Source organism: Pseudarthrobacter sp. GA104, from assembly GCF_009741265.1.
Classification (GTDB): domain Bacteria; phylum Actinomycetota; class Actinomycetes; order Actinomycetales; family Micrococcaceae; genus Arthrobacter.
The window spans coordinates 1,417,406-1,438,107 of record NZ_WOWL01000001.1; the positions used below are offsets into that span (position 1 = coordinate 1,417,406).

General features: G+C 65.8%; 23 protein-coding genes and 1 pseudogene. 11 read left to right on the top strand and 13 right to left on the bottom strand.

The genetic code is table 11. From position 1 onward, the window contains the following. Window positions 1-33 precede the first annotated feature (33 nt). Window positions 34-1,569: an alkaline phosphatase gene (locus GK109_RS06285; RefSeq protein WP_197432421.1), complete on the bottom strand. Its 1,536-nt coding sequence runs from the start codon at window positions 1,567-1,569 to the stop codon at window positions 34-36. Window positions 1,570-1,920: 351 nt separating this feature from the next. Here GK109_RS06285 and GK109_RS06290 point away from each other — a divergent pair, with 351 nt between their 5' ends. The 3 genes from GK109_RS06290 (at window position 1,921) to GK109_RS06300 (ending at window position 4,186) form a co-directional block, all read left to right on the top strand. Further along, window positions 1,921-3,609: a phosphodiester glycosidase family protein gene (locus tag GK109_RS06290; RefSeq protein WP_157239119.1), complete on the top strand. Its 1,689-nt coding sequence runs from the start codon at window positions 1,921-1,923 to the stop codon at window positions 3,607-3,609. 107 nt (window positions 3,610-3,716) lie between these two features. Then, window positions 3,717-3,890: a CsbD family protein gene (locus GK109_RS06295; RefSeq protein WP_157239120.1), complete on the top strand. Its 174-nt coding sequence runs from the start codon at window positions 3,717-3,719 to the stop codon at window positions 3,888-3,890. A gap of 107 nt (window positions 3,891-3,997) precedes the next feature. Beyond that, on the top strand, window positions 3,998-4,186 hold the full coding sequence (locus tag GK109_RS06300; RefSeq protein ID WP_157239122.1) for a hypothetical protein: 189 nt from the start codon (window positions 3,998-4,000) through the stop codon (window positions 4,184-4,186). Between the two features lie 79 nt (window positions 4,187-4,265). Here GK109_RS06300 and GK109_RS06305 read toward each other — a convergent pair. Continuing rightward, window positions 4,266-4,364: pseudogene (locus GK109_RS06305) on the bottom strand (integrase core domain-containing protein); the annotation flags it as partial. Between the two features lie 201 nt (window positions 4,365-4,565). Here GK109_RS06305 and GK109_RS06310 point away from each other — a divergent pair. After that, window positions 4,566-5,132, top strand: a complete 567-nt coding sequence (locus GK109_RS06310) for a hypothetical protein (RefSeq protein ID WP_157239124.1) — start codon at window positions 4,566-4,568, stop codon at window positions 5,130-5,132. On the opposite strand, the gene GK109_RS06315 is transcribed toward GK109_RS06310, so the two are convergent. Both GK109_RS06315 and GK109_RS06320 read right to left on the bottom strand, forming a co-directional pair. Next, entirely contained in the window at window positions 5,129-5,392 is a 264-nt protein-coding gene (locus tag GK109_RS06315; RefSeq protein WP_157239125.1) for a hypothetical protein, read from the bottom strand. The genes GK109_RS06310 and GK109_RS06315 overlap by 4 nt on opposite strands. Before the next feature lie 49 nt (window positions 5,393-5,441). Beyond that, entirely contained in the window at window positions 5,442-5,828 is a 387-nt protein-coding gene (locus tag GK109_RS06320) for a DNA/RNA non-specific endonuclease (protein WP_157239127.1), read from the bottom strand. Between the two features lie 213 nt (window positions 5,829-6,041). Here GK109_RS06320 and GK109_RS06325 point away from each other — a divergent pair, with 213 nt between their 5' ends. Then, entirely contained in the window at window positions 6,042-6,989 is a 948-nt protein-coding gene (locus tag GK109_RS06325) for a DUF6454 family protein (protein WP_157239129.1), read from the top strand. Between the two features lie 193 nt (window positions 6,990-7,182). Continuing rightward, window positions 7,183-7,809, top strand: a complete 627-nt coding sequence (locus GK109_RS06330; RefSeq protein ID WP_231754808.1) for a hypothetical protein — start codon at window positions 7,183-7,185, stop codon at window positions 7,807-7,809. A gap of 15 nt (window positions 7,810-7,824) precedes the next feature. On the opposite strand, the gene GK109_RS06335 is transcribed toward GK109_RS06330, so the two are convergent. Next, entirely contained in the window at window positions 7,825-9,420 is a 1,596-nt protein-coding gene (locus GK109_RS06335) for an alkaline phosphatase (RefSeq protein ID WP_157239130.1), read from the bottom strand. A gap of 459 nt (window positions 9,421-9,879) precedes the next feature. Here GK109_RS06335 and GK109_RS22055 point away from each other — a divergent pair, with 459 nt between their 5' ends. The 5 genes from GK109_RS22055 (at window position 9,880) to GK109_RS06360 (ending at window position 13,785) form a co-directional block, all read left to right on the top strand. Next, window positions 9,880-10,290, top strand: coding sequence for a hypothetical protein (locus GK109_RS22055; RefSeq protein ID WP_231754809.1), 411 nt, complete (start codon window positions 9,880-9,882; stop codon window positions 10,288-10,290). Then, on the top strand, window positions 10,287-11,534 hold the full coding sequence (locus tag GK109_RS06345; RefSeq protein ID WP_370460437.1) for a phosphodiester glycosidase family protein: 1,248 nt from the start codon (window positions 10,287-10,289) through the stop codon (window positions 11,532-11,534). Before GK109_RS22055 ends, GK109_RS06345 begins: the two co-directional genes overlap by 4 nt. Before the next feature lie 522 nt (window positions 11,535-12,056). Then, the gene (locus GK109_RS06350; RefSeq protein ID WP_157239132.1) at window positions 12,057-12,770 is read left to right on the top strand and encodes a DUF416 family protein; all 714 of its coding nucleotides are present in this window, start codon (window positions 12,057-12,059) and stop codon (window positions 12,768-12,770) included. Between the two features lie 38 nt (window positions 12,771-12,808). Further along, window positions 12,809-13,243 carry a competence protein ComJ gene (gene comJ / locus GK109_RS06355; protein ID WP_157239134.1) on the top strand — a complete coding sequence of 145 codons (435 nt, stop codon included), beginning with the start codon at window positions 12,809-12,811 and terminating at the stop codon, window positions 13,241-13,243. Window positions 13,244-13,599: 356 nt separating this feature from the next. Beyond that, a complete protein-coding gene (locus tag GK109_RS06360; RefSeq protein WP_157239136.1) occupies window positions 13,600-13,785 on the top strand; it encodes a hypothetical protein in 186 nt (61 codons plus the stop codon). 108 nt (window positions 13,786-13,893) lie between these two features. On the opposite strand, the gene GK109_RS06365 is transcribed toward GK109_RS06360, so the two are convergent. From GK109_RS06365 to GK109_RS06400, 8 genes are all read right to left on the bottom strand, one after another. Next, complete coding sequence (locus GK109_RS06365) at window positions 13,894-14,739, bottom strand: aldo/keto reductase (protein WP_157239138.1); 846 nt, start codon at window positions 14,737-14,739, stop codon at window positions 13,894-13,896. Window positions 14,740-14,802: 63 nt separating this feature from the next. Next, window positions 14,803-15,279, bottom strand: a complete 477-nt coding sequence (locus GK109_RS06370) for a hypothetical protein (RefSeq protein ID WP_157239140.1) — start codon at window positions 15,277-15,279, stop codon at window positions 14,803-14,805. Between the two features lie 7 nt (window positions 15,280-15,286). Continuing rightward, a complete protein-coding gene (locus GK109_RS06375) occupies window positions 15,287-15,919 on the bottom strand; it encodes a bacterial proteasome activator family protein (RefSeq protein WP_157239142.1) in 633 nt (210 codons plus the stop codon). 77 nt (window positions 15,920-15,996) lie between these two features. Then, on the bottom strand, window positions 15,997-16,200 hold the full coding sequence (locus GK109_RS06380) for a YbdD/YjiX family protein (protein WP_157239143.1): 204 nt from the start codon (window positions 16,198-16,200) through the stop codon (window positions 15,997-15,999). Next, window positions 16,197-18,500, bottom strand: coding sequence for a carbon starvation CstA family protein (locus GK109_RS06385; protein ID WP_157239145.1), 2,304 nt, complete (start codon window positions 18,498-18,500; stop codon window positions 16,197-16,199). Before GK109_RS06385 ends, GK109_RS06380 begins: the two co-directional genes overlap by 4 nt. A gap of 232 nt (window positions 18,501-18,732) precedes the next feature. Further along, window positions 18,733-19,017 (bottom strand): DUF1540 domain-containing protein, encoded by a 285-nt coding sequence (locus GK109_RS06390; protein WP_157239147.1) that lies wholly within the window; start codon window positions 19,015-19,017, stop codon window positions 18,733-18,735. A gap of 94 nt (window positions 19,018-19,111) precedes the next feature. After that, a complete protein-coding gene (locus GK109_RS06395; RefSeq protein ID WP_157239148.1) occupies window positions 19,112-19,645 on the bottom strand; it encodes a PadR family transcriptional regulator in 534 nt (177 codons plus the stop codon). A 38-nt stretch (window positions 19,646-19,683) separates the two neighbouring features. Continuing rightward, window positions 19,684-20,667, bottom strand: a complete 984-nt coding sequence (locus GK109_RS06400) for an NAD(P)H-quinone oxidoreductase (RefSeq protein WP_157239150.1) — start codon at window positions 20,665-20,667, stop codon at window positions 19,684-19,686. Between the last annotated feature and the right edge of the window lie 35 nt (window positions 20,668-20,702).

Consider the following 20,702-nt stretch of genomic DNA (forward strand, 5'->3'; position numbering starts at 1 on the left):
AGCCCTGAAGTACCTGCCCCGCGCTCCGGGCGCTCAGGCTCGCTGGGCCCCTGGTCGTCCATTGCTGACCACGAAGGACGCGTCCACGACAGCCGGAGACGTAGTGTCTGCGGCTGAGGCCACGGTGAGGTAATCGCTGCGGAACTCGTCCGGGGTGACGGTGCAGCGGGTCCAGCCCCGCTTATCCGGGTTGATGTAACGGGTGTGCGGGTTGTTGGGCAGGGCGTTCTTGATGGACTGGGCCCAGCCGCAACCGGAGCTGATGGAGGTCCCGACGAACTCGGTAGTGACGACTTTCGAGGCCGGATCAGCGAAATCGAGGAGGACGTCGTTGACGAAGGCAGCGTGCCAGTCACCACTCAGGATCACGGGGTTGGCAGGGTTCTGCTGGTTGATGAAGTTGGTGAGCCTGTTGCGTGAGACGACGTAGCCGTCCCACTGGTCGTGGTTCACGGACAACACCTCGGACGGGTCGTAGTCGTACTGGGCCATCATCGTCTGCTGGGCGATGACATTCCAGCGTGCCGGGGAGGACGCGAGCCCCTGGAAGAGCCAATGCTCCTGCGCGTCACCCATCAGGGTGCGTGAGGGGTCATAGACGTCGGGGTGCTGCGGGCCGCCGGGGAAGTTCTCGGTCAGCTGGTCGGAGCGGTATTGGCGGGTGTCCAGGACGTGGAACCTTGCCAGGTTGCCGTAGTCCAGGCCGCGGTACAGGACCATGTCCGGGCCGGTGGGCCGCTGCGGGCGGCGCAACGGAAGATGCTCGTAATAGGCCTGGAAAGCGTTGGCGCGCAGCTGGAGGAACCGCTGGGGTTCGTTGGAGGCCTCGTTGTCCGGTTGGGACACGCCCGCGGCCCAGTTGTTCTCAACTTCGTGGTCGTCGAAGGTGACGACGAAGGGGAACCTGGCGTGCGCGGCCTGCAGGTCAGGGGAGCTCTTGTACTTGGCATGGTTGTTTCGAAAGTCGGCCAGGCTTTCGTGGGTTTTGCCCTCGTAGGTGTAGTCCCCCACGTGCACGACCAGGTCAAGGTCCTCCTGAGCCATTGTGCGGTAGGCGGCGTAGCGGCCTCCGGCCCAGGACTGGCAGGAGGCCAGGCCGAAGGTGATCTTGCCCGGATCCGACCCGGCCGCCGGCGCCGTGCGGGTGTGCCCGACCGGGCTTTCCTCGTTGCCGACACGGAAACGGAACCAGTAGTCAGACGATGGGTTCAGTCCCACGACCTCGGCGTGAACGGAGTGGGCAAGCTCCGGTGTGGCCGACTCACTTCCTGCTTTGACCACAGTGCGGAACTCCGGGTCGGTTGCGACCTGCCAGACCACTTCGAGCTGATACGGCGGCATTCCGCCGAGCCCGTCAGCTGCCTGCGGTTCCGGTGCCAGCCGCGTCCACAGGACGATGCCGTCCGGGGCGGGGTCGCCCGAGGCGACTCCCAGGGTGAACGGATTCTGCGGGAAGCGTGGCTCCGCCCATGCCGGGGCGGTGGAGAACCCGTAAATGGCTGCTGTCGCAGCCGCTCCCCCGCTCAAGGTGAGGAAGCGACGGCGGGAAGTTGCACGAGAAAGGGACACAATGTCTCCTGAGGGTCTGGGCGATGTCCGGTCCATTCAGTCAAGGGGAATCAAGGGGGCGATGAACCGGGAGTTAACACGCTTCAAACGTTGCCGGAGCCGCAGGGCAGCGATCGTGAGGGCGGGGACTCGCCATCTCCTCCGAGCGGGCCCAAAACACAGTCTCCCAAAGAAGCCGTAAATCTTCAGGTTGCCATGCGGCTATTCCGGCTTGCCCCGTGTCGTCGGCTGTCTGTTGCGTCGGGACGATCCATACCCGCATCCCCAGTTAACCTCCCAGCCACATCCGGTTAATTACCGATCAGTAACTTGAAAGCTCCTGTTGAGACCCCAACCTTAAGAGGCCCCACAATGAGCTCCTCAACCACCCGCCGCGTCCTCACGACGGCCCGGCACCGCCGTGCGGCCGTCACCGCGCTGGCCGTGTCCCTTCCCCTTGCCTTCCTTGCCCCGGCCGGCGCTTCCACCGCGGCGCCCCTGGCTCCGACGCAGGATCAGCAGAGTTCTGCACCATCGCAGCCCGGTCACCTTGACCTCGGCGCGCCGGACCTTCCCGAGACCCGGAACGTGACCACACTGGCCCCGGGCCTGACCCGCACCTCCATCACCCGGGGCACCCCGAACCCGGACTTCTTCTGGACCGCCGAAGTGGCTGTCCCGTCCACCTCACCGGACCCTGACGCGCCCTCCTCGGCGCTGTCCTCCCAGGCGCAGGCCCAGATGGTCGCTGACAGGCTCACCGCGGCCGGCGTCACAGCCCGGGTCGAGCACGTCCAGTCACCCCAGCTGGCCGACGCCGGCGGTGACCTCGGCTACCGGGTCCGCGCCGGACAGTTCGCGGCCAAGGCTGACGGGGCCGCCACCGTCGACCAGATCAAGGCGGCAGGCTACAAGTCCTCGGTCATCTACACCGGCTGGGACGGCGACGCCGGCTCCAGCGAGGACGACCGCGGGCCCTGGAAGCTGGAGGTGCTCACCATTGACCCGAAGGAATTCCGCGGCGACCTGACCTCTTCGTTCGGTCCGAACCTCCAGGACCGCGAAACCACCAGCTCACTGGCTGCCGGCGCCGGCGCACTTGCGGCAATCAACGGCGGCTACTTCGTTATGGACCCGGCGGCAGGCGCCCCCGGTGATCCCGCAGGCGCAGCAGTCCACGACGGCAAGGTCCTCAGCGAACCCGTCGGAGACCGTCCCTCCCTGGTCCTCGACGAGAACAGCAGCTCCGTCCAGCGGCTGCACTGGCACGGCACGGTCACGGGCGCCGCCAACACGGGATCCCTGCCCCTGGACGGAATCAACCGCGTGCCGGGTCTCATCCGCAACTGCGGCGGCACCGACGACACCCCCACCAACCTGCCGCTGCACGACTTCACCTGCACGGACGCGGACGAAATCGTAGCGATCACCCCCGAGTTCGGCCCCACCCCGTCAGGGCCGGGACTCGAAGTCATCCTCGACGCCCACGGCACCGTCACGGCCGTCAACCACGCCCGCGGCACCACCCTCCCGGCCGGCGGGCAGGCTCTGCAGGCCATCGGGGCGGACGCGGACAAGCTCGCCGCCCTGGCAGTGCCCGGCGCCAAGGTGAAAATCGACACGGACCTGCTCGACGAGAGCGGCAAGACCCTGAAGACCGGGGCCACCACGGACGTGGTCAACGGCGGCCCGACCCTCGTCGAAAACGGCCAGCTCAACGTCACCGCCAAGCGTGACGGCATGGTCCGCACCAACGACAGCAACAGCTTCTTCTACGGCTGGGTCCACAAGCGCAACCCCCGCACCATCGCCGGCACTGACGCCCAGGGCCGCACCCTGCTGGTAACCGCCGACGGACGCCAGACCACCAGCCTGGGCCTGAGCATCAAGGAATCCGCCGACGTCGCCCGCTCCCTGGGCATGGTCAACGCCATCAACCTCGACGGCGGCGGATCAACCACCATGGTCCAGAACGGCCAGGTCGTGAACTCCCCCTCGGACGCCGCCGGCGAACGCCCGGTCGGCGACGCGCTCCTGCTGCTGCCGGGCCGAAAAGGCTAACGGCGCACAGGCAAGCATGACTTCTTTGGCTTGCCAACCAGATCATCAGCATGCTTAGTATGGGTGCAGCCGAATGCGAACGGCTGCCAACCAGAGGAGGAAACACCATGGGACTAGGCGACAAGATTGAGAACGCTGCCGAGAAAGCCGGCGGCAAGGGCAAGGAAGCTGCGGGCAACGCCACCGGCGATGACAGCCTGCGGGCTGAAGGCCAGGCAGACCAGGCCAGAGGCGATGTGAAGCAGGCCGGCGAAAAGGTCAAGGACGCCTTCAAAGACTAACCGCTTTTACGAGAAGGGTGCGCTCAGCGAACGGGGCGCACCTTTTTCGTGCCCAGGTGTTGCTGAGTTGCGCCAGAGTATCCGGTCATGCCGTCCTAGACTTCGCCATGCACCCGTTAGCGGCGATCGCCCTGGTTTTCCTCACCGGGCTTACCTGGATGGTCACGATCCAGACTTTGTTGATCGCCCTGGCCAAAGCCCGGCGCCCGCCTGGGGCTGAAGTCAGACACGCAGCCCACGCCGAAGCCCAAACAGCTGACGGCGAGGCAGCGGCGAGCCTTACGCTCAGTGGCTGAAACGCCCCTGATCAGCAGGACAGCTCAGTCCCGGACGTTTTCCCCAGGGAAGCGTGCAGCCCATTCCTGAAGCCGGTCAGTGCTCCCGGGCGTAGGCCCATTCCGTGGTGAGGGTGCGGTTGAAGCGTTCTACTTTGCCATTGGTCTGTGGCCGGTAGGGGCGAGTCTTGCGGTGTTTACACCTAGAAACCAAAGTTTCTGGGTGTTTTTCGCTCGTTTAATCGTCAGGCGGGTTTGCTGGGCAGTTCCCCGGCTTCCCTCCCTTGCTTTTTATGGCTTTCGTCCTGCCTGGATCCGCGCAGATGCTTTACAGCCGGCAGGCATTCGCCGCATTCTGGTGTGAAGGCTCAGCCAGAGGGGCCTCGGACAGGAGACCGGCATGGCTATTCCCGCAGGCTTTCCCGGACGCGCATTCCACCGAAACACAGCCACTGCCCCTTCCCTGGCCGACTTGCTGCCAGCACCGGGCCCGGATCTGCGGATGCGGTTTGAACCCCGTTTTGCCGAGCTTGTGGGTGGTGTTGTGGCCACGCTCCGGGTCGCCGGAAGGACGCCAGTACCGGTCAGCGATCCGCATGGGCGCCAATGGGCACCCGCCTACATTCTGGGCAGCCTGGAACAGGACCACCCCTTAAAGGCCGCTGCTTCCAACACGGCGGTGGCGGAGGTGGTGGTGGACGGCTCCGGCCGCATGGTCCGCAACCACCCGGTTCAGGTCATCCGCGGCGCACACAGGCTACTGCCCGTCAGCTGCCCGAGCCTGGCCGACCGCTACGAACAGTTCATCCTCGCCGTAAGGATGGGCGAGGAACCCCGTGGCGATGCAATGGTCCTGACGCGGCACGGGGAGCTGATGATTGCAGGCCCCGGCCAGGAACCTGTTGCCTTGGCCGACTACCTGAACGACCTTTGCCGTTCCGCTGTTGGGCGCGCTGCAGCTTTTTAGAACTCGAGGTCGAAGTCAAGATCCAGGTCTTCCATTGCCGCCAGTTCCCGCCAGGTTGATCCAACGGCGGCTGCTCCGAGCGTCGCTGCGATCGGCATTCGATCAACGGCGGCCAACTGCTCCAAATCCAGCCCCGTCAATTCGGCGATGTCACGGATCGGTGCCTGGAAGGTACGGAACGGGCCCAGTGGCGGGGTGCCGTCGAGTGCGCCGGGACGCGGCACGTCCGGCAATTCCGCCAGTTGCGGAGTCTGGTCCACGATGTAACCGGTGGCCGCCAGTTCACCTTCGTGGATAAAGGCTGCAACCTTAAAATCGCAACGGGATGTCCACTCCGCGGTAAACCGGGTCGACGTCGCTGAAGATCGGACCCGTGAAGACCACGACCCTCCTCCGGTGCCCGGCTGCATGATCCAGCAGGTAGGACTCCATCCCGAGCCACAGTTCCAGGCCCTGGTTGAACTTTGCCGCCTGGGGAGCGGCGTTGGTGTAGTGGAAAGTGTCCTCGTTGGCCTGTGCGGCCTCCGCCAGGGTGTCACCCCACACGGCGGAGGCCCGGCGGACCAGGTGCCCTCGGTCGATGTTGTTCCTGGCATAGACCCGCTCCCGTTTGCTGGTCTTCCCGCAGGCGCGGGTCCAGCCGCCAGTTGATGCCGTGCCGGTCCAGGTCCATGAGCTTCCGCCCGTCGATTCCAAGCCCCGTCACGGCAGCGAGGCGCTTGTCCAATCGCATCCGCACCGAGAAGTGGGTGTAGGGCAACAAGCAGCTGAAATCCCCGGGGCATTCCCCGCGCTGGCCGCCGGCTTCATCCCCCCGACACCTGCCGTTGTCTGCCGCGCCATCCCGGGCGCCTACGTTTGATCGCGCCCGGCCCCACCGGGCACCCCCAACACGCACCTGGAGCAGACATGAAGATGAAGCGAGTCCTGGCCATTGCGGCCGTCGCCGCGGCCACCCTGGCAGCCGGAACCTCCGCTGTTGCCACCAACGGGCAGGCCCCCAAGGGCCTCACGGCAGAAGCCGAGGCCTTCACCAAGGTGGACCGCAACACCCAGTGGGACCAGGTCCAGAAGCTCAAGCTGGACTTCCCGACCTTCCACCCGCAGGGCATGTCGCTGGTGGGCGACAAAATCTTCCTCAGCAGCGTCGAGATCCTCGAACCGACAGTGCGCTACCCTTCGCCCGTTGACGGCTACGACCGCACAACCGGCAAGGGCCGTGGCCACGTCTTCGTCCTCGACCGGCAGGGAAAGCTGCTCAAAGACATCGTCCTGGGCGAGGACACGATCTACCACCCGGGCGGCACAGACTTCGACGGCGAGAACGTCTGGATTCCCGTCGCCGAATACCGGCCGAACAGCAGCTCAATCGTCTACACAATCGACCCTGACACCTACCAGGTCACGGAGCAGTTCCGCGAAGCGGACCACGTTGGAGGGGTCGTCGCCGACCGCAAGACCAACCGAATCAGTGGCGTCAGCTGGGGTTCACGGAAGCTGTTCACCTGGAACCGCCAAGGCGCGCTCCTGGGGACGCAGGCAAACCCCAGCCACTTCATTGACTACCAGGACTGCGAGTACGCCGGTGCCGGCCACCAACTCTGCTCGGGCGTTACCGGCCTGAAGACTGCTGACGGGAAACCGTTCGAGCTCGGCGGCCTCGCCCTGACCGACCTTGCAGACGGAACCATCATCCACGAGGTTCCCTTCCAGAAGTTCTCCACCGCCGGACACTCCATGACCCGCAACCCCGTTGCCTTGGAATCTGATGGCGGTGTTCTGCGCCTGTTCGCCGCCCCCGATGACGGCGAGGAAGCCGCCGGCACTGAACTCTTCGTGTTTGAGGCCCGCCCCTGAGCCAGCAGGAACCATGGCTGCGGGAGGGGACCGGGATTCGGTCCCCTCCCGCAGCACACACCAAGGAGTGGTTCCCGGCGGTGATGGCCGGGCAGGGCTAGACTGGACGGGCAAGGACGGATTGGGGGATCCAGGGCGGCGCTGCCGCCGTTCCGCTGGTCGGTCGCAGCCAATGGACCCGAGGACTCTCACCGTGACCTTCTTCCAGGACTTTCCCATCCCGGCGTCCGGCCCCAGGCCCTCCGCCCCCAGGTTCGAGCCGCCTCCGTGGGCCGCTCCCCCGTCCTATGAACTGCCGGCCGTGGTCCACGTCGGCAAGTTTCTTCACCACAGTCCCGCGATGGTCATGGCGCTCAGAAGTGCGGAGGTGTTCTCCACCGGCTGTTCCTTGAACCTGTCCTGGATCATTCGCCGCGGCGAAGAAGACGAGGATGACTGGGCTGACAAGCATGCACTGTTCTTCCAGCCGGGCATGCGCCTCCGCCGCGGCACAGTGCCCTTCTCCGGGCTGATGTTCGGCGTTCAGTTCGCCGACGGATCCAAGGCAAGCACGGGAGCCCGCGGCCCCCACGGGTTTATGGGCAGCACCGAGGAGCCGGAACCCCCTACCCTTGTCCTGAACAACGGTGGCGGCAGCGGAGCCCCCGATGAGCTGGCCGGCAGCGGCACCCTCTGGCTCTGGCCGCTTCCGCCCGCCGGCGACCTGCGCCTGGTGGCCCAGTGGATCGACTTCGGCATGGAGGAAAGTTCCATAACGCTCGACGGCGGACAGCTGCGGCAGGCCGCGGCAGGAGTGCAGCGTTTCTGGCCGGAAAAGTAGCAGACGGGGTAGCTGCTACGACACCTGAACTGCGCCCGGTGCGCCGTCTTCGACCTCGAACACCGCATGCGTGTACTGCCCTGCGGCCCGACTGCCCACCCCGGTTGCCATGCGAAGCTCCGTGCGCCAGCGCTCGGGAGTGACCTGGCACCGGACGTAGCCCCGCCGGTCGCCGTCGAAGAACTTGATGTGCGGGTTGAACCCGATCATGGGCTCGTAGTAGGGCCCGTAGACTGGCACGTCGCCGTTGGTGCTGATGGAGGTGCCGACGAACTCGGTGGCCACCACCGGGGAGTCCGGCCGGTCAAAGTCCAGGTGGACATCGTTGACAAAAGTGGAGTGCCAGTCGCCGGTGACGAACACGGCATTGCGCACCGCGGGCCCGGCGATCACGTCCAGCAGCCTCTTGCGGGCCGCCGGGAAGCCGTCCCAGGCGTCATGCCACAGCAACTCACCCGCGGCGCCATCGTGGTCGAGGCGGGAGACCATGACGTTGTTTCCCAGGATGTTCCACCGCACGTCTGAGTCGCGCAACCCGGCATAGAGCCACTGTTCCTGCTCCGGGCCGAGCATGCTGATGGCGGGGTCGTAGGCCGCTTCGCATGCCTGGGCTTCGCCCCAGCCGCAGGGCGGAGCGTCGCGGTACTGCCGTCCATCCAGGACGTCCAACTGAGCCAGGCGGCCATAGCGCAGCCGCCGGTAAAGCTGCATGTCCGTGCCTTGGGGCAGCGACCGCGCCCGCAAGGGCTGGTGCTCGTAGTACGCCATGTAGGCCGCGGCCCGCACTGCGGTAAAGGCCTGGGTCTGCCCTTCCCAGCCTCCGGCGTAGTCATTCTGGACCTCGTGGTCATCCCAGGTCACGATGAACGGGAACCGGGCGTGTGCAGCCTGCAGGTCGGGATCCGACTTGTAGAGGGCGTAGCGTGCCCGCCACTGCTCAAGCGTCTGCGGGGCCGGCTGCGCGGCGGCGGGAACTGGCGTGCGGCGCAGGCCGCCGTCGGCCCCGATCTCGTACTCGTAGACGTAATCGCCCAGGTGCACCACGAAGTCCAGGTCCTCTGCTGCCATGTGGCTGTAGGACGGAAAGAAGCCGTCATCCCACTTCTGGCAGGAGGCGAAGGCGAAATCCAGCTGCCTGACATCGGCCCCGGGGGCCGGCAGGGTCTTGGTTCGGCCCACAGGGGACCAGTGGTTACGGAACTTGAACTCGTAGAAATACTCGCTGTCCGGTTCCAGGCCCTCCACCTCCACGTGAACCGAGTGCCCCAACTGCGCCGGGGCGTGTGCGCTGCCGTCCCGGACAACATTGCGCATCCCGGCGTCGGTGGCCAGACGCCACTCCACGACGGGGTGGCCGGGAGGCATGCCGCCGTTCGGCTCGAACGGTTTCGGCGCGAGACGGGTCCACAGCACCACGCCGGAAGGCGTGGGATCGCCGGATGCGATTCCCAGCGTGAAGGGATCATCCTTGCTCCGCGCCGGCGTCGTGCCCGCGTCGGCCTTGGTGGCCGGGGTGGCAGCCAGCGCGGCGGCGGCGGAGACACCGGCCACGCCGGAGAGGAAGAGGCGGCGGTCTATCAGACGGGAGTTTCCAGGCAGGATCAAGGGCATGCTGCCAACGTCCCTTGGAGCCTTGAACAGGACGCCTCCCGCCGGGAACTCCGGGGGAACCCGCCGGTAAACATGCGGTGAAACAGTACAGCAGCTGCCAGTGGAAACGAGCCGCGAACAGTCCGCCACAACCTGCTGAACACCGGCGTCTGGCTTCTTCCTCCGGTTAAGCGCCTGACCAGGGTCGCAGCATGGAATCCCCACACAAATCCCCGGTCAAGGCTGCAATTACCGCCCTAATCCCCGGGCTTCCCGGAGCCTTCCTTGCCACCGCCGGCCCCTCCGCAGCCACCCCGCCCCTCCCATCCGGGGACGCCCAGCCCTTCCCGCCGTCGAACTTAACCTCGGCGCCCGGGACCTGCCCGAAACGCGCGACGTGACGGAGCCGGCCCCCCCCCGCCTGACCTGTACGTCGATTACCCGCGGAACCCCCAACCCTTCCCTTTTTGGACGGCTGAAGTGGCCATCCCGGCGAATTCACCCGACGTTCGGCCCCGACCTGGTCAACCGGGAAACCACCAGCCAGCTGTCGGCTGCCGATGGTGCGCTCGCCGGCATCAACGGCGGCTACTTCGTCCTGGACCCAAAGGCCGGCGCCCCCCCGGAGAGCAACGACGCGGCAAGGCCGCCAAGGGTGCACGGCTGGCCCTGGACGGCATTAACCGTGTCCCGGGGCGCATCCGGAACTGCGGCGGAACGGCCGATGCTCCCACCGTCCTCGGGCACGACTACACCTGCACGGACCCCGATGAGGTCATTGCTTTCACCGAGGACTTCGGCTCCGCCACACCGTCCGGGCGGGGGCTGGAAGTGGTGCTGGACAGCCAGGGCACCGTCACCGCCGTCAACGCTCCCGGGGCACGGCCGTGACCGCCGAGGGACGCCAGACGGCATCCCTTGGGCTGAGCATCAAAGAAGCGGCAGACGTGGCCACGTCGCTGGGCATGGGGGAGGCAATCAACCTCGACGGCGGCGGATCCACCACTATGGCCGTGGGAGGGCAGGTCGTCAACAATTCCTCCGACGCATCGGGCGAACGTCCCGTAGGCGACGCAATCCTCGTCCTCCCCGCCGCAAGGACTGAACGCCGGCAGCGGGCGCGGTCGGCCGCGGGGCGTGAGCCCGCGGCAGTCGCGGCACCTAAGATGGCGTGCATGGAAGACGTGGCCCTGGCTGGGATCGCGAGCGGGCTTTATGCCAAGCCGCTGGAAGACTTCGTTGCGGCGCGCGCCGTCGCGGCCAAGGAGGCTGCCGGGTCGGACAAGGAACTTGGGGCAGCCGTGCGCGCCCTGCCGAAGCCGTCAGCTGCCGCCTGGACCGTCAACATGCTGGCGCTGCACCAGCCTGGTGTCCTTGCGGAGCTGGCGGCCCTGGGTGGCAGGATGCGCGAGGCGCAGTCGTCGCTGGACGCCGGGGCGCTGCGGGAGCTGGGGCGTGAGCGCCGCACCCTGCTTGCTGCCGCCGTCGAGGCCGCCCGTGCCGTTGCCAGGGAGCAGGGCCGGGGCATCAGCGATGCCGTAGCGGGGGACGTGGAGGAGACCCTTCGGGCCCTGACGGCCGATGAAGGGGCAGCGGCCGCCGTGCGGAGCGGGCGCCTCCTGAAGGCGTTGTCCGCCGACGGAATGAACACCGCCGATGTGGAGGGGGCCGTGGCGGTGCCCTCCGCGCTGCCGCCGGCCGCCCCGGTTCCGCGCCCTGCGCCATCAGCCACAGTAAGCAGGAAGCCGCGCACGACGACGGCGGGCACCGCCCGTGCCACGCCGGACAGGCCGCGGCTTGAGGCGGTCCGCCAGGCGCCGCGTCCAGCGTCACCGCCTGCATTGGAGAAAGCCAAAGCCGCCCTGGCGGAGGCACAGGCGGCAGAGGCTGAGGCTGCCCGGGCGGCCCGGGAGCTGCAGGACCAGGCGGACCAGGCACGGACCGGGATCACGGAACTCGTCCAGGAGGCAGCCGAGCTCCGTGCCAGGCTCAAGGGCGTTGAAGAGCGGCTGGAGCGCTCCCGGAAAGCGCTGGCTGCCACCACTGCGGAGGCCAAGCAGGCAGCGCGTGCCGCGGACAGAGCCGAGCGGACGGCGATGCTCGCGCAGGAGCGGGTCCTTCGGCTGGGCAACTGAGACACGTGTAACTCTGTAAAAGTCTTCCGTTATTCCTGGAATACTGCCGGACAATTGGCCAAGGTGACACCGCAATCAGTACGGGCAGCTCTCTTGCCTACAATCGCCACTCGTCCTGCCCCGGAGCCATCGTCAACGCCGCCATCGTGGCAGTCGCCGGTCGATTCGGGGTTGGCGGGAAAGTGGCCAGTACAGATATCCGGCCTTTCTCCACTACAGGGCTAGGACAGGGACGAGGCGCCCCGGCAGTATTCAAAGAATCAGGGAACCCGTCAGTCCGATATGTAGATGTACATTCGAATCGCTCTCTTGGCGCCTACTTTAGGCAGCAATGGTCAACACGGACCCAAGCGGGCTCAGCGAAGATGACTGGCGGGAAACGTCTATCCACAGCCTCCTTGATCCCATCGCTCAGAATATGCGGACGACAGCTACCCTCAGCACCAAGGAGGGGGTCAATGTTCTGGCCTCGGGTGGTTGCGACCTCACACGGGCACAGAGGGCAACGGCCGGGGTGACGATATGATTGCCGTCTCGCCGACAGGCCATGCGGAAGTGACAGCTGTCAACGGCGCGCTGAATGCGTCACTAGCCCGACTACAGCAAAGTGGTGACGAGTTGTTAACAGAGGTTTACGACGAGGCGGCCCTGAAGGAGCGGCTTTCACACCTTGATACGAGAGCCAAGACGGCCTTCGCTGCGGCATGCGCGGAGAGCCTGGTTCCCCTGCAGGAGCGCTACTGGAGCAGGGCTGAAGAAAGCGCCAATGAATCGCGGGCACGAGACATCCTCGACTCCGTCTGGGGCGCTGTTTCCAAAGACAATGCCGTCGTCAGCTCGTTGGCTTCCGAAGCCGCCGCATTCGGACCTACGGATGACGAGCCATGGTTGTTTGATATGGGGTACGCGCAAAACGCCGCTGCTGCACTGGCGTACGCGATCAGGACATGGCTGTCTGATGACGCTCAGGAGGCCGCGTGGGCCGCACGGCAGGTTTGCGAAGCGGCCGAATACTCGTGCAGCCAGCCCGACATGGGCTCGGACGAGTTGCTCGTCCGCAAGATCAGCGACATTTCGGCCCAGAATGCGGGCCTCGATTCATCGGCGGGCATGCAATCTGCCTTGGCCTTTCTTGATCAAGCGCTCAGAATTTGCGAGGCCACGCCATCTTCCTGGGACCAGTTGCAGCGACTGGCGCGGTCCGCGGGCCAGTCGTGGGCCTCCTCGTTCAGATAGGAGCTGATGGTCCAGATCAACGACGGGTAGGAGCCAGCATGGACGCCGAATTCAACCTCTTCACCGATTACCACCAGTTCACGGTCTCGGACTCGACCGCGGACTTCTCGGATCTTTGGGCGAAATGGACGGACGAAACCATCGAATCCATGTTCGTCCAGGGCGACCGCTATATCGCCGTGGGCACAGCGCGCGATTTCAACGCACCCGTTCTGCTCCGCCTCGACTCGGAGCGTTCATTCACCGGCAGCGTGGATAGGGTCATGACGGGAACCCTGGAGGTCCCCAGCGGAGTGGTGGCAGTATCGGGACCAACAGACAACGGCATGAGCGGCGGGAGGATGGAGGTGCCACCGGGCACCTACCGGGTGGAGGTGCAGTACTTCAACCTGGAATCGATCGATAACGACGGCATCGAAGGGGACGACCGCTACATGGTCACCCTGACGAGGGCGGACGCACAAACCGAGTAACCCAAGTCGAAGTCATTACAGGCACGCGGGTTGAGCGGCCGGCGGGCTGTCCCCTTCATGCACAAATTAACACTTGTTAAGGTCCTGTTCAGCCGGACCGGACGACCGCGAAAATTCGTACGGCACATAGCCAGTGTGGGAGACTCCGCTGCGCGTATCTTCCTTAGCTTCGTGAGCCGGATTCCCACCACGTTTGATGTTCTGGCAGCTCGGACGCCCTTGGCGGGGCTACCCTGGCTCTACTTGCCAGACCGAAACTTCCAAATAGGGACCGGTTCTTCTACTTAGGTCTACGGTCACAGCAACACGCGGGGATGATTCCGAAGAATGTCAGACCCCGGTTGCAGACTGGATTCATGGAAAACCAACTGGTACAGGAATTTCACGTCACGTACTTCGACGCCGACTGCGGCCGTGCCCGGGCCGAGGTCTTTGACACGCTGGCCGAGGCGGAGCGTTTCGCCAGCCGGCAGTGCCGCGAAGAGGATGGCTGGGCCGTCGTTGACGCAGTGTCAGTCGAGCACATCCGCACTGCCGCCTGACATGCTCCGGCTACTTGCCGCACCCGTTTAACGCGGGCCGCCCCGGCCTGTTGGACAGGCCGGGGCGGTTTGCGGGGCTGGCACCATGGCGCGGGTGCCGGCCGCCGGCTAAGCGAAGTCGGAAACTGCGGGGTCCGCGCCGATGCGGCCTTCGCCGTTGGCGGAGCGGTCCAGCGCGTTGATGGCCTCGACGTCGCCGGAATCCAGGCTGACCCCGAGCGCTGCGAAGTTTTCCCGGATCCGGGACTCGGTGACGGACTTGGGGATGACCACGTTGCCGATTGCTAGGTGCCAGGCAATGACAACCTGCGCAGGCGTGGCGCCGTGCTTGGCTGCGATCGAGGCGACCGTTCCGTCGTCCAGCAGCTCGCCGCCCTGGCCCAGCGGTGACCAGGCCTGCGTCAAAATCCCGTTGGCCGCGCCGAACTCACGCAGTTCCCGCTGGCTGAAGTACGGGTGGAGCTCGATCTGGTGGATGGCCGGAACCACGCCGGTCTCGTCGATGAGCCGCTGCAGGCCCTCGACAGTGAAGTTCGAGACACCAATGGACTTGACCCGGCCGCGCTTCTGCAGCTCGATCAGGGCCTTCCAGGTGTCCACGTACTTGTCCTGCTTGGGCTGCATCCAGTGGATCAGGTAAAGGTCCAGGGTCTCCAGCCCGAGCCTGTCCATGGATTCCTCGAAGGCGGCCAGCGTGGACTCATATCCCTGGTCTGCGTTCCAGAGCTTGGTGGTGATGAAGAGCTGCTCCGGGGACAGCCCGGAACTGGCGATCGCCCGGCCCACGCCCGCCTCGTTGCCGTAGATCTTGGCGGTATCGATGTGGCGGTAGCCCGCTTCAAACGCTTGGCGGACCACCTTTTCAGCCACGCCATCCTCAACCTGCCACACGCCGTAGCCGAGCTGGGGGATGGTGTTTCCGTCATTAAAGGTCAAGGTAGGTGAAAGAGTCATTCGTCCATCCTGCCAAACTATCGGCTCCGCCCGGCGGGTATCGGCCCGAAGTAAGCCAGGCGCTTAACCGGGAATACCCAACTGCTGCGGTCCTGAACCCTCTTCGCTGAGGTGCCGTTCGGCGTCGGCCACCTGCTGGAATACGGACTCGGCCCGGCGGCGGACCGAGGCTGCACCTACCGGGACGGGGCCCACGGCGAGCCGGAGCATGGCGGCCGCTTCCGCCGTCGTCGCCAGGGAGTTGCCGGCTTTGGACAGGGCGCGGTGTACCCCGGAAAGGGCCGCAGGGATGTTGAGGCTGTCGTTGGGCGAACGCCGCTGCGCTTCCATGCATACCAGCCGTACCCGTTCGAGGAGGCTGGCCAGTTCATTGGCGATCTCCAGCAATTCGGCGTACAGCTGGTCGTCCTCCACGCCCTCAAGAACCTGGTGGAAGCGGTCCAGTCCCCGCTGGAAACGGTCATGGGCCCGGCGCCATAGCCCCTGGCCCAGCTCCGCGTCGTCCTTGCGCCCCTGCCTGGCGGCGCTGAAAAAGCCCAAGCGGAGCCTACAGGTATTGTCCGGGACCGTGGTCCGGGTCGTCCCGCTGGCCAGGCCGAGCAGGGCTTCCGGAGCGCGCGCCGGCGCCGGCGCGCTGCGGTTCCCCGTTCTCGCCGATGACCACTCCCGGGGCGATCATGGTGCCGGGCGGCAGCTGGCGGAGCTGCATCTGCGCGGCCGCATTCTCCCGGGCCGCATGCTGGGCAGCGATGGCCGTCTGGATGCCGTGGAACAATCCCTCCAACCACCCGACAAGCTGGGCCTGGGCTATCCGGAGTTCAGCGTCGGAAGGCGTGCCCTCGTCGGGGAAGGGCAGGCTGATCCTGTCCAGTTCCTCCACCAGTTCAGGAGCCAGCCCGTCCTCCAGCTCCTTGATGGAGCGCGCGTGGATCTCAGCAAGCCTGCCCCGCGCAGCCTCATCCAGCGGTGCAGACTTCACTTCTTCCAGGAGCTGCCGGATCATGGTTCCGATCCGCATGACTTTGGCCGGTTCATCCACCAGGTCCTGGATGTTGCTGCCCTTGGGCTTCCTGCGATCGGCAGGTGCGGACGGCGGGGGCACCGGCGGCTGCCACTCATCGATGGGAGTGCCTTCTACCGGGAGGTCCTCGGCTGATTGAGTGTCTCGTGGATCGCTCATGCGTTCATACTCTCATGAGCGATCCACCCGGAACCCCTGGATGATCCCTCCCGGCGGCTTGTACGCTGCAAGCTCAATCAGCAGCACCGGCCCTGGGGGTTGCTGTCCTGGCGGTCGGTCCGGTCACGCCAGAACTCACGCTCCGTGAGGGGCGCCTCCCCGTGCCCGGCCGCCCTGTGGTGCTCGAGGTACTTGGCGTAGGCGTCCGCGCCCAGGACTCCGCTGAAGTACTGGGCGAAGCCGCGGAACCGCCGCTTGAGCACAACGAGTCCGGCCGTCATGAGTGGTGGCCCGCCCTTTCGAACCTCAGTTCCGCGGGGACTTTCTCCCATTCAGCCATCAACTCGCGCTCGGCAGGAGTGGGAATGAGTCCGGCAGGGGCGAAGACACGCGACGGGCGGGCGGGGTCCTCGTTGCCGCGCGTGGCGGCGGCGTCCCCGCGGTTGCGGAACGCTTTGGCAGTGGCGAGCAGCGCCGTCGCGATCACGATGATGCTCAGCACCACGAAGATCACAGACAGCCAGCCCTGGATCGCCGTGTTCCTGACCACGGCCTCCATGGCCGGGACCGTCTTGGCGGTGCCGAACGAGGTCTTGCCCTCGGCCAGGGCCTTGCTGAAGGCCGCGTTGTTGGCAAAGTAGCCGACAGCCGGGGTGGACGAGAAGATCTTCTGGTAGCTCGCCGTGATGGTGACCACGGCGGCGAACGTTAGCGGCAGCGCGACGATCCACAGGTAGTTGAACGTTCCTCGCTTCGCCACGATGGCCAGGCACACGGACAGTGCAATCGCGGCAAGCAACTGGTTGGCTATGCCGAACAACGGGAACAGCGTGTTGATGCCGCCCAGCGGATCGGTGACGCCCATGAGCAGCACAGCGCCCCAGGCACCGACCATGATGGCGGTGCAGAGCCAGGCTCCGGGACGCCAGGAGTGTTCCTTGAACTTGGGGATGAAGTTGCCGATCGAATCCTGCAGCATGAACCGGGCAACCCGGGTGCCGGCGTCCACAGCGGTGAGGATGAAAAGGGCCTCGAACATGATGGCGAAGTGGTACCAGAAGGCCATCATGGCCGTGCCGCCGATGAACTGCTGCATGATGTGGGCAAGTCCCACGGCCAGGGTGGGAGCGCCACCGGTACGCGAAACGATGCTTTCTTCACCCACGTTGGCGGCGGTTTCACTCAGGAGGTCAGGCGTGATGTTCACCCCGGCCAGGCCCAGGCTGTTGACCCAGGTGGCTGCTGTCTCCACCGTGCCGCCGGTCAGCGCCGCGGGGGAATTCATGGCGAAATAAAGGCCGCGGTCGATCGAGATTGCCGCCACCAGGGCCATGATTGCCACGAAGGACTCCATCAGCATTCCGCCGTAGCCGATGAAACGGGTCTGCCGCTCCTTTTCAACCAGCTTGGGTGTGGTACCGGACGAAATCAGTGCATGGAAGCCGGACAAGGCACCACACGCAATGGTGACGAACAGGAACGGGAACAGGGCGCCCGGGAACACCGGACCGTTTTCCCTGCTGGCGAACTCGCTGAACGCGGGAACGGTGATCTCCGGCCGGACCACGATGATGGCAAGCGCCAGCATCACGATCACACCGATCTTCATGAACGTTGAGAGGTAGTCACGCGGTGCCAGGAGCAGCCACACGGGCAGGATGGCGGCGATGAAGCCGTAGATGATCAGGCCCCAGGCGATGGTCACCTTGTCGAGGCTGAAGATGTCCGCCCCCCACGGGGTTTCCGCCACGATGCCGCCGCCGATAATGGCAGCCATCAGCAGGACGAAGCCGATCAGCGAAACCTCCATCACCTTGCCGGGCCGCAGGTAGCGGAGGTAGATGCCCATGAACAGCGCAATCGGAATGGTCATGCCGACGGAGAAGACGCCCCATGGGCTCTCGCCCAGGGCGTTGACGACGACGAGGGCCAGGATGGCCACAATGATCACCATGATGAGCAGGGTGGCGATGAGGGCGGCAGTGCCGCCGATAACGCCCAGTTCCTCGCGTGCCATCTGGCCCAGGGAACGGCCACCGCGCCGCATGGAGAAGAACATCACAAGGTAGTCCTGGACGGCGCCGGCAAGGACGACGCCGATGATGATCCAGATAGTGCCCGGCAGGTAGCCCATCTGGGCCGCGATGACCGGGCCCACCAGCGGCCCGGCGCCGGCGATGGCGGCAAAATGGTGGCCGAACAGGACATTGCGGTCCGTCCGGACATAATCCTTGCCGTCGGCCTTGTACTCCGCCGGAGTGGCGCGGCGGTCATCAGGCCTGGTGATGTAGCGCTCGATGACCTTGGAGTAGAAGCGGTAGCCGATCAGGTAGGTGCACACGGAGGCGAACACGAACCAGATGGCGTTCACGGTTTCGCCGCGGACGATGGCCAGCATGAACCATGCCACGCCGCCGAGGAGGGCAATCGCAGCCCACAACGCGATCTTTCCCGGCGTCCATTTCCGCTCTTCGGCCTCCCGGACCGCTTCATCCACCGCTGTCGGCGGCAGCGCCGGGTCGGTGGCGGCCACGCCCCTGCCTCCGGATGCACTACCCCGCTGATCAGGCGTTTCGGCCATGTCTCCTCCTTGAGATTGTTATGCGTCTTCTGTCACGCACCCTACCAAGCCGCAGTCACAATCCGGAGGCATTCTGCCGGCTGCCGCAGAAACGTGCGGCGAGCGGAGTGGACGCGGCGACGAACGACCGGACCCGGGCTGCCAGTTGTGCCTGCGTCAACGCAGGCAAGGCCCCCGTCCGGAAGGTCCGGGCGGAGGCCTTGGCTCGTGGGAACTGCGTAAAGCTGCCCCCTTACGCGTGTGAGTAGGTGAGGCAGTCAGCGTTGTCGGCGCCGGGGCCGACGTGGACCTCGGTGGCCTTGCACATCAGGTGGTCATTGTGGACGCACTCGGCGCGCTGGCACGCCCCGACGTCGGCAAGGACCTTGGGCAGTCCGCCGTGGATGCCGGTCTCGATGAACGTGGCGCAGCGGGCGTGGTTTTCGGCGCCGCCCACAGTGATGGCGGCGGCGTTGCAGTTGGTGTGGTCATTAAAGGAACAGTTCGTTACGCTGCAGTCGGCGACGTGCGTTGTCATGAGCTTCCTCCGTTTGTTCCACCGCCCGGCCGGACGGTTCCTGGGACTTACGGTATGCCTGTCCGGGTCATTCAAAAAGACCCAATTGTGTGACCTATTTCCCCTGTCCCTGCTGGATCATCCTGGCCTCGCACAAGTCCAGCCACCGGACTTCCGCCTCCGCCTGGAAGATGAGTGAGTCCAGGACCAGCAGCGACGCGGTGTCACCGGCGCGCTGGTTCAGCGCCATGTCCCGGCGGGCCTTCGAATAGTCCTGCAGCGACTTCATGGAGGACACCCGCTGGCTCTGGATGATGGCCTTGACGTCGACGCCGGGCAGGGTGACGGCCAGCGCCAGCTTGATGGCCAGTTCGTTGCGGGGCGGGTTGTTCCGCTCCACCGGTGCCGCGAACCAGTTCCGGATTTCGGTCCTGCCGGCTGCGGTGATGCTGTACACCACGTGGCCGTTCCCGTCGTCGCCGTCCCTGGCCACCAGCGCATCGCGTTCCAGCCGGTCCAGCGTGGTGTACACCTGCCCGATGTTCAAGGGCCAGGTGGCACCGGTGCGGTTCTCGAATTCAACCCGCAGCTGGTAGCCGTAGCGGGGCTGGTCCTCCAACAGGGCGAGGAGGCTGTGGCGGATGGACATGCTGTTCCTTGTACTTGGCGGGCGTCGGTGTGCCGGACCTACATGACCAACAGGACCTTGCCCACGTGGTCGCCGGTGTCGAAATACCGGTGGGCGGCGCGCACCTGGTCCAGCGGGAACGTCTTTGCCACCAGCGGCCTGACCGATCCGTTGCTGACCAGCGGCCACACGGCGTCGCGGACGGCGTTCATGATGGCGCCTTTTTCCGCTACCGGCCGCGGCCGCAGGGCGGTGGCCACGACGGCGGCGCGCTTCTTCAGCAGCTGCCCCAGGTCGAGCTCCCCCTTCCTTCCGCCCTGAAGTCCAATCACCACCAGGCGTCCGTAGTCAGCGAGCGCGTCCACGTTCTGGGCCAGGTACTTGGCGCCCACGACGTCGAGGATCACGTCTGCGCCCTTGCCCCCGTTCTGGCGGCGAAGGCTTTCCGGAAAGTCCTCCTCGGCGTAGTTGATGGCGATGTCGGCCCCCAGGAAGGCTTTCGCCGTGCTCACTTTTTCGTCGGATCCTGCAGTTGCGGCAACCTTGGCGCCGAGCGCCTTGGCGAGCTGGATGGCCATGGTGCCGATCCCGCCCGTTGCCCCGTGGATCAGGACGGTCTCGCCTGCCTGCAGCTGGGCCGTCATCACCAGGTTGGAGTAGACAGTGGCCGCAACCTCGGGAAGGGCGGCCGCGGTCACCAGGTCAACGCCGTCGGGCACCCGAAGGACCTGCTCGGCCGGGACCGCCACCTGCTGCGCATACCCGCCGCCGGCCAGCAGCGCCACCACCTTGTCACCGAGGGAGAATGCCTTTGTGACGCCGGGACCGAACCCGGCGATCCGGCCGGATACTTCAAGGCCCGGAATTTCCGATGCGCCGGGAGGCGGCGGGTACAAACCCCTCCGCTGCTGCACGTCCGCCCGGTTCAGGCCGGCCGCCACGACGTCGATGAGCACCTCTCCGGGACCCGGTACCGGGGCCTCCACCTCGCGGACCTCCAGAACTTCCGGGCCGCCAGGCTCCGAAATGTAGACGGCTTTCATGGAACACTCCCGTTTCTGACTGAATACTGCGTGCA

What these genes read in the sequence shown, in the direction of transcription:
- GK109_RS06290 (WP_157239119.1), top strand. Translation starts at nt 1,921, where the DNA reads ATGAGCTCCTCAACCACCCGCCGCGTCCTCACGACGGCCCGGCACCGC.
- GK109_RS06295 (WP_157239120.1), top strand. Translation starts at nt 3,717, where the DNA reads ATGGGACTAGGCGACAAGATTGAGAACGCTGCCGAGAAAGCCGGCGGC.
- GK109_RS06300 (WP_157239122.1), top strand. Translation starts at nt 3,998, where the DNA reads ATGCACCCGTTAGCGGCGATCGCCCTGGTTTTCCTCACCGGGCTTACC.
- GK109_RS06310 (WP_157239124.1), top strand. Translation starts at nt 4,566, where the DNA reads ATGGCTATTCCCGCAGGCTTTCCCGGACGCGCATTCCACCGAAACACA.
- GK109_RS06325 (WP_157239129.1), top strand. Translation starts at nt 6,042, where the DNA reads ATGAAGATGAAGCGAGTCCTGGCCATTGCGGCCGTCGCCGCGGCCACC.
- GK109_RS06335 (WP_157239130.1), bottom strand. Translation starts at nt 9,420, where the DNA reads ATGCCCTTGATCCTGCCTGGAAACTCCCGTCTGATAGACCGCCGCCTC.
- GK109_RS06350 (WP_157239132.1), top strand. Translation starts at nt 12,057, where the DNA reads ATGATTGCCGTCTCGCCGACAGGCCATGCGGAAGTGACAGCTGTCAAC.
- comJ (WP_157239134.1), top strand. Translation starts at nt 12,809, where the DNA reads ATGGACGCCGAATTCAACCTCTTCACCGATTACCACCAGTTCACGGTC.
- GK109_RS06360 (WP_157239136.1), top strand. Translation starts at nt 13,600, where the DNA reads ATGGAAAACCAACTGGTACAGGAATTTCACGTCACGTACTTCGACGCC.
- GK109_RS06365 (WP_157239138.1), bottom strand. Translation starts at nt 14,739, where the DNA reads ATGACTCTTTCACCTACCTTGACCTTTAATGACGGAAACACCATCCCC.
- GK109_RS06375 (WP_157239142.1), bottom strand. Translation starts at nt 15,919, where the DNA reads ATGAGCGATCCACGAGACACTCAATCAGCCGAGGACCTCCCGGTAGAA.
- GK109_RS06380 (WP_157239143.1), bottom strand. Translation starts at nt 16,200, where the DNA reads ATGACGGCCGGACTCGTTGTGCTCAAGCGGCGGTTCCGCGGCTTCGCC.
- GK109_RS06385 (WP_157239145.1), bottom strand. Translation starts at nt 18,500, where the DNA reads ATGGCCGAAACGCCTGATCAGCGGGGTAGTGCATCCGGAGGCAGGGGC.
- GK109_RS06390 (WP_157239147.1), bottom strand. Translation starts at nt 19,017, where the DNA reads ATGACAACGCACGTCGCCGACTGCAGCGTAACGAACTGTTCCTTTAAT.
- GK109_RS06395 (WP_157239148.1), bottom strand. Translation starts at nt 19,645, where the DNA reads ATGTCCATCCGCCACAGCCTCCTCGCCCTGTTGGAGGACCAGCCCCGC.
- GK109_RS06400 (WP_157239150.1), bottom strand. Translation starts at nt 20,667, where the DNA reads ATGAAAGCCGTCTACATTTCGGAGCCTGGCGGCCCGGAAGTTCTGGAG.